The organism is Janthinobacterium sp. HH102 (assembly GCF_001758625.2).
Taxonomy (GTDB): Bacteria; Pseudomonadota; Gammaproteobacteria; order Burkholderiales; family Burkholderiaceae_D; genus Janthinobacterium.
The window spans coordinates 5,702,894-5,715,232 of sequence record NZ_CP062062.1 but is presented as its reverse complement, the minus strand read 5'-3'; the positions used below and the strand labels follow the sequence as shown (position 1 = coordinate 5,715,232).

The window sequence follows — 12,339 nt, the reverse complement described above, 5'->3', positions numbered from 1 at the left end:
GGTTCTCCGAAGATTAGATACTGAATGCCACGGTGGGCGCCGGTGCGGCGGGCGCCTTGAGCAGGTGGTTCACGACGGCGGCCAGGTCGGGGAAGACCTGAGTGCCGGGCGGCAGGCCACCCGTCTCGTTGGTTTTTTCGCCCTTGCCCGTCAAGACCAGGTAGGGCACGCAGCCGCTGATGAAGCCGGCCTGCAGGTCGCGCAGCGAATCGCCAACGGTGGGCACGCCTCGCAGGCTGGTGTTGTAACGCTGCGAGATTTCATGGAACATGCCCGGTTTCGGCTTGCGGCAGTCGCAATTGTCCGCGCCCGCATGCGGGCAAAAGAAGATGGCGTCGATATCGGCGCCCACCTGCTGCGCCAGGGTGTGCATCTTCTGGTGGATCGCGTTGAGCACCGTCATGTCGAAGTATTCGCGCGCGATGCCGGACTGGTTCGAGGCGACGACGACGCGATAGCCGGCCTGGTTCAGGCGGGCTATCGCTTCGAGCGAACCGGGGATGGGCAGCCATTCGGCCGGCGACTTGATGAAGTCCGGCGAGTCATGATTAATGACGCCGTCGCGGTCGAGAATAATCAGTTTCAGCGCCGGAGTGCCCATTATGCCGCCAGCTTGGAAATGTCGGCCACGCGGTTCATCATGCCGTGCAAGGAAGACAGCAAGGCCAGGCGGTTGTTGCGCAGGGCGACATCCTCGGCCATCACCATCACGTCGTTGAAGAAGCCGTCGACGTCATCGCGCAGCTGCGCCAGGGTTTGCAGGGTGCTGGTGAAGTCGCCCTTGGCAAAGGCCGCGTCGACTTCCGGCTGCACGCGCGAGACGGCGGCGGCCAGTTTTTTCTCCGCCTCGTCCTGCAGCAGCGCCACGTTGACGCCACCGGCGGCGACCTGGCTCACGGCTTCCTCGTTCTTTTTCAGGATGTTCGTGATGCGCTTGTTGGCCGCTGCCAGCGAGGCGCTTTCCGGCAGCGCGGCAAACGCCTGCACGGCTTCCAGGCGCTGCACGATGTCGTCCAGGCGGTCCGGGTTCTGCGCCACGACGGCTTCGATTTCATTCGGCGAGAAACCGCGCTCGCGCAGGATGCCGCGCAGGCGGTCCAGCATGAAGGTGGTCACATCCGCGACGGGGTCCTTGAAGCCGGGCACCGACGCGAACTGCGCGGCGGCGTCCGCCAGCAAGCCTTGGATCGACAATGGCAGGCGTTTTTCCAGCAGCATGCGCAGCACGCCCAGGGCGTGGCGGCGCAGCGCGAACGGGTCCTTGTCGCCCGTCGGCGCCAGGCCGATGGCCCAGATGCCGACCAGGGTTTCGAGCTTGTCGGCCAGGGCCACGGCGGTGCCGGTGGCGGTGGACGGCAGGCTGTCGCCGGCAAAGCGCGGCTGGTAGTGTTCGGAGGCGGCCAGCGCCACTTCTTCCGGTTCGCCGTCATGGCGCGCGTAGTACGTGCCCATGATGCCTTGCAGTTCGGGGAATTCGCCCACCATGTCGGTCAGCAGATCGGCCTTGGCCAGCAGGGCGCCGCGTTCGGCCAGCGCCACGTCGTAGCCCAGCTTGGCGGCGATGGCGCCGGCCAGCGATTTGACGCGCTCTGTGCGGGCCGCTTGCGTGCCCAGCTTGTTGTGGTAGACGACGTTGGCCAGCAGCGGCAGACGCGATGCCAGGGTCTTCTTCTTGTCCTGCTCGAAGAAGAACTTGGCGTCGGACAGGCGCGGGCGCACGACGCGCTCGTTGCCGCCGATGATGTGCTCGGGCGTGTCCGTCTCGATGTTCGAGACGATCAAAAAGCGCGAGCGCAGCTTGCCTTCGCTGTCCGTCAGGGCGAAGTATTTCTGGTTCGTCTGCATCGTGAGGATCAGGCATTCCTGCGGCACGGCCAGGAATTCTTCCTCGAAGTGGCACTCATACACGACCGGCCATTCGACCAGGGCCGTAACTTCATCGAGCAGCGCTTCGGGCATCAGCACCTGGTCGGCGCCGGCCTTGTCCAGCAGCTGGGCGCGGATGCGCTCCTTGCGTTCCTCGTTGCTGGCGATGACGCTGGCGTTGAGAATCAGCGACGGCGCATAGTTTTCCGCGTGCGCGATGGTGATCGGTTCGCCGTCGGTGAGGAAGCGGTGGCCCAGAGTGGTGCGGCCGGCGCTCAAGCCCAGCAGGGTCAACGGCAGGATATTGATGCCGTGCAGGGCGATCAGGCTGTGGGCCGGGCGCACGAATTGCACGGTGGTGCCGTCCGGGCGCTGATAGCTCATCAGTTTTGGAATCGGCAGCTTGGCGGCCGATTCCGTCAATGCGGCCTGCGCCCCTGTGGCGAGCTGGCTGCCCGGCGCCGTGTAGGTGTAGAAGAAGCTTTCCGCCTTGCCGTCGGCGGCGCGTTCCAGCTCGGCCACCGTCAGATCGGGAAAGCCCAGCGCGGCCAGTTTCTTGGCCAGCGGTGGCGTGCCGTTGCCGTTCGCGTCCAGCGCCACGGAGACGGGCAGGACTTTTTCGCGGATCGATTTATCGGGCGAGACTTCGCGCACGTTGGTGATGGAGACGGCCAGGCGGCGCGGCGAGGCGTAGCTGGTGGCGACGCTGTCGGCTTCCAGGAAGTCGCGCGTTTTCAGGCCGTTGACGATGCCGGCCGTGAAGGCGGCGCCCAGTTTGGTCAGCGCTTTCGGCGGCAGTTCTTCGGTCAGCAGTTCGATGAGCAGTGTTTGGTTCATGGTGTTCTTGTCAGGTACGGCGGTGTAGAGGCTCGAATTAGGCGGCGGTTTGGTCTGCGGCGGGCAGCATCGGGAAACCGAGGCGCTCGCGCGAGTCGTAATACGCTTGCGCCACCAGGCGCGACAGGGTGCGCACGCGGCCGATGTAGGCGGCGCGTTCCGTCACCGAGATGGCGCCGCGCGCGTCGAGCATATTGAAGCTGTGCGAGGCCTTCATGATCTTCTCGTAGGCGGGCAGGGTCAGTTGCAGTTCGATCAGGCGCTTCGCTTCCGCTTCGTAGTTGCCGAACTGTTCGAACAGCAGGTCCGTGTTCGCGTGCTCGAAGTTGTAGGTCGATTGCTCCACCTCGTTCTGGTGGAAGACGTCGCCGTACGTCAGTTTTTTCGTAATACCGTTTTCTTCCCACTCCGTCCACACCAAGTCATACACGTTTTCCACGCCCTGCAGATACATGGCAAGGCGTTCGATGCCGTAGGTAATCTCGCCCAGCACGGGCTTGCAATCGAGGCCGCCCACTTGCTGGAAGTAGGTAAATTGGGTCACTTCCATGCCGTTCAGCCAGACTTCCCAGCCCAGGCCCCAGGCGCCCAGGGTCGGGCTTTCCCAGTCGTCTTCGACGAAGCGCACGTCATTCTGCTTCAAGTCCAGGCCCAGCGCGGCCAGCGAACCCAGATACAGGTCGAGGATGTTTTCCGGCGCCGGCTTCAACACCACCTGGTACTGGTAGTAGTGCTGCATGCGGTTCGGGTTTTCGCCATAGCGGCCATCTTTCGGGCGGCGCGACGGCTGCACATATGCGGCGCGCCACGGTTCCGGGCCGATCGCGCGCAGGAAGGTACCGGTATGGAAGGTGCCGGCGCCGACTTCCATGTCGTATGGCTGGAGCAGGGCGCAACCTTGCTTGTCCCAATAGGTTTGCAAGGTCAGGATAATTTGTTGAAATGTGAGCATCGTATGAGTTCGCCGCGCGGGAGACTGCGCGCTGTTAAGGTTTGCTTGAAGCCCGCACGCCGCTAACAAGCGCGTCCGGGCCGGGGTTTTGCTAATTTTAGCGGTTTTTACGGGCCCACTGTGACTCTTCGGGCAATATCGGCCGCTTATTGCTGCGCGGCGCGGCCACGGCGGGCGGCGCGCGACAGCAGGAAGGCCGTCAGCAGGGCCAGCGCGGCCAGGGCCAGCACCAGTTTGTTGCCGTACAGAATGTATGGCGTCATGCCGCCCATGCCCTGCACCTTGGCCGCCAAGGTCGCTTGCTGTTCCGGCGGCAGCAGGCTTTGCACGTTGCCCTTGCCGTCGATGACGGCGGTGGCGCCCGTGTTCGTCGAGCGCAGCATGGGGCGGCCCGTTTCCAGGCTGCGCATCTGCGAAATCTGCAGATGCTGGGGGATGGCGATCGAGTCACCGAACCAGGCCAGGTTCGAGATATTGAGCAGCACGGACGCCGACTGCTTGCCGTGGCGGTGGGCGCTGGCCAGCTGGCCGGCGATTTCCTCGCCAAACAAGTCTTCGTAGCAGATATTCGGCAGCACCAGCTGGTCGCGTACCTGCAGCGGCGCCTGCACCTCGGCGCCGCGGCCCATGTCGCCCAGCGGGATGGCCATCATGGCGACGAACCAGTGCAGGCCGGGCGGCACGAATTCGCCGAACGGCACCAGATGGTGCTTGCGGTACTGGTAGTAGGGACCGCCCGCGCCGTTGGGGGAAATCCCCAGGGCCGCATTGTAGAAGCGCTGCTGCTCGTCGAGCACGGGCATGCCGACCAAAATCGTGCTGCCCGTCTGCTGGGCATACGTCGCCAGGCTATCCAGATAGCCGGGCGGCAGCTGGTGCGGCAGCACGGTGACGGCCGTTTCCGGCGTGGCGATCAGGTCGGCCGGCGTGCTGGTGATGGCGCTCTGGTACATCTGCAGGGCGCCCAGCACGAAGCCGGGGTCGAATTTCTGCTGCTGCGGCACATTGCCCTGCAACAGGCGCACGGTGATGGGGCGCCCGACCGGGTGGGTCCAGTTCACGTATTGCAAGCCAACGCCGGCCGCGTACAGGGCGATGACGCCGCCCAGCGCGCTCCAGCGCGTGCGGTGCAGGGGGTGGACCAGTAGCAGCAGGGCGCCGGCGGACAGCGCCGCCAGCCAGCCCAGGCCGTACGATCCGACGATGGGGGCAAAGCCGCCCAGCGGGCTGGCATTGTGGGCGTAGCCGGTGGCCAGCCACGGAAAACCCGTAAACAGCCAGCCGCGCGTCCATTCGAACAGGGTCCACGTGGCGGGCAGCACCAGCAAGGTCATGGCGGGCAGGGACAGCACCCAGCGCTGGCGCAGCCAGGCGGCCACGCCCATGGCCAGGGCCACGTAGATGGCCATCAAGAGGGCCAGCAAGGCCACGGCGATGGCGGCGATCGGCGCGGCCATGTCGCCATAGCGGTGCATCGAGATATACAGCCAGTGCGTGCCGGCCGCGCACCAGCCGAAGCCGTAGGCCCAGCCGATCAGCGCGCCGGCCTTGACGTTTGCCGCGCGCAGCACCTGGTAGAACAGCACGCCCAGGCTGAGGATTTGCAGCGGCCAGTAGCCGAAAGGGGCGAACGCCAGCACGGCGACGGCGCCGGCGATGGCGGCAGTCAGCATGCGCGCCCAGGTGCTGCGGGGCGGTTTGGCGGGGGCGTTGGGGTCGGCGCGTCTGAAACGCATTTACAGCACGCGCATGTCAGAGTTCCAGTTCCGGCACATTGGGCAGGCGCTCGACGAGCAGCACGTGCACCTGGCGCGCATCGGCGCGCAGCACCTCGAAGCGCAAATTGCCCAGGTCGAAGATGTCGCCCTTGTGCGCCATGCGGCCCAGGTACTTCGACACGAGGCCGCCGATGGTGTCGACGTCGTCGTCGACCAGGTGGCTGCCCACTTCTTCGTTGAACTGTTCGATCTCGGTCAATGCCTTGACACGCCAGCGGGGGCCGAACTGGCCTTCCTTGAGCGAGAGGATATTGTCCTCGGCTTCGTCGAAGTCGTATTCGTCCTCGATATCGCCGACGATCTGTTCCAGCACGTCTTCGATGGTGATCAGGCCGGCGACGCCGCTGTATTCATCGACGACGATGGCCATGTGATTGTGGTTGGCGCGGAAATCGCGCAGCAGCACATTCAGGCGTTTCGATTCGGGGATGAAGATGGCGGGGCGCAGCATGTCACGCACGTCGAAAGTTTCTTCTGCGTAATAACGCAGCAAGTCTTTCGCCAGCAGGATGCCGATGACCTTGTCGCGCTCGCCTTCGATCGCGGGGAAGCGCGAGTGGGCGGTGGACAGGACTTCCGGCATCCATTCCTCGATCGGCTTGCTGATGTCGATGACATCCATTTGCGAACGGGGAATCATGATGTCGCGCGCACAGAGATCCGACACCTGGAACACGCCTTCGATCATCGACAGGGCGTCGGCGTCGATCAGCTTGCGTTCATGCGCATCGTGTAGAACTTCGAGCAATTCTGCACGGTTCTCTGGCTCGGGGGAAATGAGTGCGGTCAGGCGTTCAAACAGTGACCGGTGGGGCTTGACGTCAGTTCTGACGCCACTAGGGTGCTCGGGCATAGGAGGCGTGAGCCGTTGTTGCGAAGGGATATAGGATACACCAAAAGTGGGGGAATACCGGATTTCCCCGCTTTTGATGCAAATTTAATACGTTGAAGTGCGCCGTTGCGCGATCTTTTACGCCGCTTCCGGGCCCAGCACGCGCGCGCGCAAGTGCGCCACGTCGGCCTGCCAGTCGGCAAAGTGTTCGCTGTCCTGCCACAGCTGGCGCAGTTCCGAGGTCTCGGCGGCGATCTTGTCGAAGGCCAGGCGCGCCTTTTCCAGCAGCGGCGGCGTGACTTTCTTCTTGCAGGCGGCCACCCATTCGTCAACCTCGGCCGTGGCCGGGTCGTCCTCGCCCGGCTTGCCGAGCAGGCGTGCGATCACTTCCAGCGCGGCCAGCGCCTCGGCGGCGAACGGCGCTTCCAGTTCCGCTTCCTGGCTGTCGATGACGTTGTCGAGCGTTGTCTCGACCAGTTCCAGGGTTTTATATTCGTGCAAATCCTGCGCCCAATCCATGGCGTAGTCGTTGCCGAAGGCGTCAGTGGCCCAAGTGCCCATAGTATGTCCTTGTGTGCGCGCGTTGGCGCTATTTGTACGTAGGTCAGATTAGCGCAGCGTAATCTGACACTGTGGTGCTCCGGTTACATTGACGGATGTTGTCGGCTTACGCCCTGCGGGCTAACCCGACCTACCCGACCTACCGACCGCCCCAATCTGCGCGGTTTATTTTGGGTCCGCGTACGGATCGGCAATGCCGAGTTTGGCCAGGATCTCCGTCTCCAGCCCTTCCATCTCGGCCGCTTCCTCGTCATCCATGTGGTCGTAGCCCTGCGCATGCAGCACGCCGTGCACGATCAGATGGGCCGTGTGTTCTTCCACGCTCTTCTTTTGCTCGGCCGCTTCCTTTTCCAGCACGTCCGTGCACAGGATGATGTCGGCGCGCGTTGGCTCGTCGTCGCTTAATTCTTCGCCTTCGTTGTAGGCGAAGGTCAGCACGTTGGTGGCGTAGTCCTTTTCGCGGTAGTCGCGGTTCAGGCTGCGGCCTTCTTCCGCGTCGACGAAGCGGATGGTGAATTCGGCCGGGGCGAACAGGGCCGCCTTGACCCAGCGGCGCACTTTCGGGCGCGTGATCAGGGTTTCCAGACGGGCATCCGGGTATTGCACGGACAAGGACAGTTTATTTTTTTCGGACATTTTTGGCGGCGGCTGGTTTCAATAAGGAGGGCAGGTGGGCGGCGTCGGCATTGGCCGCCTGCGCCGTTTCATAGGCGTCGACGATGCGCGCGACAAGCGGATGGCGTACCACGTCGGTGCTGTTAAATTGCGTGAAGCCGATACCGCGTACGTCTTTCAATACGTGCACGGCGTCGATCAGGCCGCTTGTCTGGCTCTTGTGCAGGTCGACTTGCGTCACGTCGCCCGTCACCACGGCCTTGCTGCCGAAGCCGATGCGCGTCAAAAACATCTTCATCTGTTCGACGGTGGTGTTTTGCGCCTCGTCGAGGATGACAAACGCGTGGTTCAGGGTGCGCCCGCGCATGTAGGCCAGCGGGGCGATCTCGATCACCTGTTTTTCAAACAGCTTCTGCGTGCGGTCAAAGCCCAGCAAATCGTACAGCGCGTCGTACAGGGGGCGCAGGTAGGGGTCGACCTTTTGCGCCAGGTCGCCCGGCAAAAAGCCCAGGCGCTCGCCCGCTTCGACGGCGGGGCGCGTCAGGATGATGCGCTTGACGGCGTCGCGCTCGAGCGCGTCGACGGCGCAGGCGACGGCCAGATAGGTCTTGCCCGTGCCGGCCGGACCCACGCCGAAGCTGATGTCGTGTTCGAGGATGTCGCGCAGGTAGGCGATCTGGTGCGGCGTGCGTCCGCGCAGGTCGGAGCGCCGCGTTTTCAGGACGGGGCTGGCGATGTCCGGTTCCACAAAAGTGCTGGCGGGCGCGTTGGCGTGGTGTTCCGAGGCGGCGGACAGGCCCGCGCGCTGTTCCACCAGGGCCAGTTGCACTTCTTCCAGCGGCACGACCTTGTTGGCGATGGCGTAGAACTGTTCGAGGATTTCCACGGCGCGTTCGGCATTGCTGCCGCCGACGATGAATTTCTCGCCGCGGCGGAAGATCGTCACGTCGAGGGCGGCGGAAATCTGGCGCAGGTTTTCATCGAGCGGTCCGCACAAATGCGCCAGGCGCGTGTTGTCGAGCGGCTCGGGGATGAAGTAATGCGGCTGTATCGGGGCTTTGGTTTTCAACTGGCTCTTTTCAATGCGGGGGCGCTGGCGACGAGTTCGCCGCGCAGGGTGTAGGAATGGCTTTCGGTGATGCGCACGTCGACCAGCTGGCCGATCAATTGCAAACCGTCCGGGCCGGCGTCGAAATTGACCACGCGGTTGTTCTCGGTGCGGCCTTGCAGCTCGCTATCGTCTGTATCCTTTTTGGAGCGGCCTTCGACGACGATGGTTTGCACCGTGCCCACCATGGCCAGGCTGTATTTGCGCGTATTAGCGTCGATGGCCGCCTGCAGCTGCTGCAGCCGGGCCAGTTTCACGTCGTGCGGCGTGTCGTCTTCCAGGCTGGCGGCCGGCGTGCCGGGGCGCTTGCTGAAGATGAAGCTGTAGCTGTTGTCGAAGCCCACGTCCGCGATCAGCTTCATCATGGCGTCGAAGTCGGCCTGCGTCTCGCCAGGAAAGCCCACGATGAAGTCGGACGAAATGGCCATGTTCGGGCGCACGGCGCGGATGCGGCGGATGATGGACTTGTATTCGAGGCCCGTGTAGCCGCGCTTCATGGCGCCGAGGATCTTGTCGGAACCGTGCTGCGCCGGCAGATACAGATGGTCGACCAGCTGCGGGATCTTCGCGTAGGCGTCGATCAGGCGCTGCGTGAATTCCTTCGGGTGGCTGGTGACGAAGCGCATGCGTTCGATGCCGGGAATGTCGGCCACGTATTCGAGCAGCAGGGCGAAGTCGGCGATCTCGCCGCCTTCCATCGCGCCCCGGTAGGCATTCACGTTTTGCCCCAGCAGGGTGATTTCCTTGACGCCCTGGGCGGCCAGGCCCGCCACCTCCGTCAGCACGTCCTCGAAGCGGCGCGACACTTCCTCGCCGCGCGTGTAGGGCACGACGCAGTAGCTGCAATATTTGCTGCAGCCTTCCATGATGGAGACGAACGCCGAAGCGCCTTCCACCTTGGCCGGCGGCATGTGGTCGAACTTTTCGATTTCCGGGAAGCTGATGTCCACTTGCGCATCGCCGCTGGCGCGGCGCAGTTCGATCATCTGCGGCAGGCGGTGCAGGGTTTGCGGGCCGAACACCATGTCGACATACGGCGCGCGCTTGACGATGGCGTCGCCTTCCTGCGAGGCCACGCAGCCGCCCACGCCGATCAGGAGGTGCGGCTTGGCCAGTTTCAGCTCGCGCAGACGGCCCAGGTCGGAAAACACTTTTTCCTGCGCCTTTTCGCGCACGGAGCAGGTGTTGAGCAGGATGACGTCGGCGTCTTCCGGCGTGTCGGTGCGCACCAGGCCATCGGAGGCGCCCAGCACGTCGGCCATCTTGTCCGAGTCATACTCGTTCATCTGGCAGCCGAAGGTTTTAATGAATACTTTTTTCTGCATGGAGTCGGGCGCTTATCGGTAAATGTGGCGGCAAACAAGATGGGTGGGCAGGATGCTGCGGCGCAGGGGGCCGCTCAGGGTTGGGCGCGGTGGATGACCGGCCGGGCGCCTCTGGCTGCCCGGTGGCAGGCTCGCTGCAAGTTCAGGCCATAGTTTAGCGTAAATCGCCGGCACGGGCCATGTCGTGCTGATCTTGCCGGCAAGGTTGCGATGTGAACAAGGCGCCCGGAACGGCGATGCTGAAAAGCATTTATTGCTGTACGGCACCATTGATTTGTAACAAGTTGCTGCAAAGCCTTGTGTGCGCCCGCTGGCATCCTAATGTGTTGAAATAGCATCGTTGCCAAGCCAACCAGCAGATTGATTGATATTTAACAATCAGGAAGTTTGCGCGAGGCGCAGATGCTGCGTGTTTGGACTAGTATATTGTCTTATATGCAATTCATTTTGGTGGGTTGCAGTGCTTTTACTCACGCGGCAAGTTGCGTACGTTGGCCGGGCGTGGCTGTGCGAGTCCTGTGCGGGCAGTGCGATAAGGAAAAAGGCGGGGGAAGGCTGAATCAGTTGGAAAGACGTTTATTTAAACACTCTAAGCCAGCCTTAAGTTCGTATCGGCATTATTTTCTACATTCACCAGACGAGGAAAAATCATGGCACATCATGCATTAGCATCGCAAGAGAGTTACAACCCGAACCACCTGCTGGATATTCTGCTGAGCAAGATGCAGCTGAAGAATGATGCAGCCCTGTCGCGCCTGCTTGAAGTGGCGCCACCGGTCATCAGCAAGATCCGCCACCACCGCTTGCCGGTCGGCGCCTCGCTGCTGATCCGCATGCACGAAGTGACGGGCATGAGCATCCGCGACCTGCGCGACTTGATGGGCGACCGCCGCACCAAGTATCGTCTGTCCGACGCCCAGGGCCGTCCAAAAGCGGAAGACCGCGGCGATGCGCAAGAATCGAATTACGCGCACTGATGTGGCGGTTGCGCGCTGACTGTGCCGCTTGCGTAGCTGCTGGCGGCAACAGGCTGGCGTGGACCGGGCAGCATGGACCGGGTAACATGGATGTATCGCAGTACCGATAACGGCTTTCGCTTCGCAGCGAGAGCCGTTTGCGTTTGTGGCCTTGTGAGGATCTTGATTAGCTCAGCAGTGCCGAGGTGATTTCGTCGTAGCGCAGTTCCGTTTCGCGGAACAGTTGCAGATACGCGTCTTCGCCCAGGCCCAGCGCATCCCAGGCCACCGGCGAGACGCGCGGCACCATGTCGTCGCCTGCCTGCGCCAGGTCGAGCGCGCAGACAATCGCATGGGCCACGTGGATCAGCGACGCGAGAAAGCCTGCCCCCGGCGCTTCCGGCTGCAGGTAGTTGCCCAGCGCCAGGCGCATGGTGTCGGAAAAATTCCAGTGTTCGGCCAGGGCCACGGCCGCCTGCACGTGGTCCACGCCCAGCACGGCCTGCTCCGCTTCGAGCAGGCTGCAATCGTGCGCGGCCTGGTGTGCGATGACTTGCGCGTAGTGCGCGGGAAAGCTGCTGACCAGCACCAGCCGTCCGATGTTGTGCAGCAAGCCAGCCGTGAATGCGTAATCCTGGTTGAAACGGATCTGCCGCGCCAGCACTTTGGCGCAGGCGGCCGTCGCCACCGAATGGCGCCAGAAGGCCTTGTCGTCGAAACCGGGGCAGCGGCCTTCCGGGAAGCAGCCCGTGATGGCGGCCGAGGTGATCAGGCTGCGCGTGGTCTGGAAGCCCAGGTAAGTGATCGCCTGCTGGATGGTGGTGGCCTTCACTTGCAGGCCATAGTGCGATGAGTTGGCCAGGCGCAGGGTTTTTGCCGTCAGCGCCTGGTCATACGACACTTTTTTGGCCAGCACGGAAATATCGACGTCTTCCTGGTCTATGCTGTTGAGCAGTTCCATGACGACGGCGGGCAGCGAAGGCAGGTCATCGAGGTGGGCGACGATATCGTCGAGCGTCAGCTGGGTGCTCATGCGGCCTCTCCCGTGCCCAGGCGGTAAGCCGTGACATAGTTGCGCAGCAAGGTGGTGGCCGCATCGAGGGGATCGTCCGGGTCATGCTTGCGGAACAGGTAGGCCAGCCGTTCGCTGTCGGCCGCCTGCTGCGCGGCGATTTCTTCCGGCGACGGGGGCGGCGCCTGGATCGGCAGCATGTCGATGTTGTGGCGGGGCATCAGAGCCAGCATGTTTTCCGTCAATACCGCGCCTTGCGGCAACAGCACTTGTCCATGCGCATCGAGCAAGACATCCGACAAGATCATGCCGGGACGAACTTGTTCCAGGGGTAGATGTTGATGCGTGACCGCCATGACGACTCCTTAGATGATTGCGGGATATTACCATTGCCATGACGCAATGTCTCAACCTGCATCAAAGTCTCTATCGAAACTGGGAATGCTGTAAATCTTGCCAATAAGCATGTCATACCGTACATTTGAATCAGGCCCTTG

Annotated in this window: 12 protein-coding genes; 1 reads left to right on the top strand and 11 read right to left on the bottom strand. The window is 62.9% G+C overall.

Features of this window, described 5'->3' with window-relative positions; all coding sequences use genetic code 11:
- Positions 1 to 13: 13 nt before the first annotated feature.
- From gmhB to miaB, 9 genes are all read right to left on the bottom strand, one after another.
- A complete protein-coding gene (gene gmhB / locus JAB4_RS26025; RefSeq protein ID WP_083287342.1) occupies positions 14 to 601 on the bottom strand; it encodes a D-glycero-beta-D-manno-heptose 1,7-bisphosphate 7-phosphatase in 588 nt (195 codons plus the stop codon).
- Positions 601 to 2,703 (bottom strand): glycine--tRNA ligase subunit beta, encoded by a 2,103-nt coding sequence (gene glyS, locus JAB4_RS26020; RefSeq protein ID WP_070221018.1) that lies wholly within the window; start codon positions 2,701 to 2,703, stop codon positions 601 to 603. The genes gmhB and glyS overlap by 1 nt, the downstream gene beginning before the upstream one ends.
- 37 nt (positions 2,704 to 2,740) lie before the next feature.
- Positions 2,741 to 3,655 carry a glycine--tRNA ligase subunit alpha gene (glyQ, locus tag JAB4_RS26015; RefSeq protein ID WP_070221016.1) on the bottom strand — a complete coding sequence of 305 codons (915 nt, stop codon included), beginning with the start codon at positions 3,653 to 3,655 and terminating at the stop codon, positions 2,741 to 2,743.
- 146 nt (positions 3,656 to 3,801) lie between these two features.
- Positions 3,802 to 5,328, bottom strand: a complete 1,527-nt coding sequence (gene lnt / locus JAB4_RS26010; RefSeq protein ID WP_083287346.1) for an apolipoprotein N-acyltransferase — start codon at positions 5,326 to 5,328, stop codon at positions 3,802 to 3,804.
- 79 nt (positions 5,329 to 5,407) lie between these two features.
- Positions 5,408 to 6,286 carry a transporter associated domain-containing protein gene (locus JAB4_RS26005; RefSeq protein ID WP_034746750.1) on the bottom strand — a complete coding sequence of 293 codons (879 nt, stop codon included), beginning with the start codon at positions 6,284 to 6,286 and terminating at the stop codon, positions 5,408 to 5,410.
- Positions 6,287 to 6,403: 117 nt separating this feature from the next.
- Complete coding sequence (locus JAB4_RS26000) at positions 6,404 to 6,826, bottom strand: DUF4259 domain-containing protein (protein ID WP_070221012.1); 423 nt, start codon at positions 6,824 to 6,826, stop codon at positions 6,404 to 6,406.
- Positions 6,827 to 6,991: 165 nt separating this feature from the next.
- A complete protein-coding gene (gene ybeY / locus JAB4_RS25995) occupies positions 6,992 to 7,462 on the bottom strand; it encodes an rRNA maturation RNase YbeY (RefSeq protein WP_070221010.1) in 471 nt (156 codons plus the stop codon).
- On the bottom strand, positions 7,446 to 8,510 hold the full coding sequence (locus JAB4_RS25990) for a PhoH family protein (protein ID WP_034746759.1): 1,065 nt from the start codon (positions 8,508 to 8,510) through the stop codon (positions 7,446 to 7,448). Before JAB4_RS25990 ends, ybeY begins: the two co-directional genes overlap by 17 nt.
- A complete protein-coding gene (miaB, locus tag JAB4_RS25985; RefSeq protein WP_070221008.1) occupies positions 8,507 to 9,874 on the bottom strand; it encodes a tRNA (N6-isopentenyl adenosine(37)-C2)-methylthiotransferase MiaB in 1,368 nt (455 codons plus the stop codon). Before miaB ends, JAB4_RS25990 begins: the two co-directional genes overlap by 4 nt.
- A 650-nt stretch (positions 9,875 to 10,524) precedes the next feature.
- Here miaB and JAB4_RS25980 point away from each other — a divergent pair.
- Positions 10,525 to 10,851, top strand: a complete 327-nt coding sequence (locus JAB4_RS25980) for a hypothetical protein (protein ID WP_034746769.1) — start codon at positions 10,525 to 10,527, stop codon at positions 10,849 to 10,851.
- A 166-nt stretch (positions 10,852 to 11,017) separates the two neighbouring features.
- Here JAB4_RS25980 and JAB4_RS25975 read toward each other — a convergent pair whose 3' ends face one another.
- Positions 11,018 to 11,863 carry an HDOD domain-containing protein gene (locus JAB4_RS25975; protein WP_070221006.1) on the bottom strand — a complete coding sequence of 282 codons (846 nt, stop codon included), beginning with the start codon at positions 11,861 to 11,863 and terminating at the stop codon, positions 11,018 to 11,020.
- Positions 11,860 to 12,198 (bottom strand): hypothetical protein, encoded by a 339-nt coding sequence (locus tag JAB4_RS25970; RefSeq protein WP_070221004.1) that lies wholly within the window; start codon positions 12,196 to 12,198, stop codon positions 11,860 to 11,862. Before JAB4_RS25970 ends, JAB4_RS25975 begins: the two co-directional genes overlap by 4 nt.
- Positions 12,199 to 12,339: the final 141 nt, after the last annotated feature.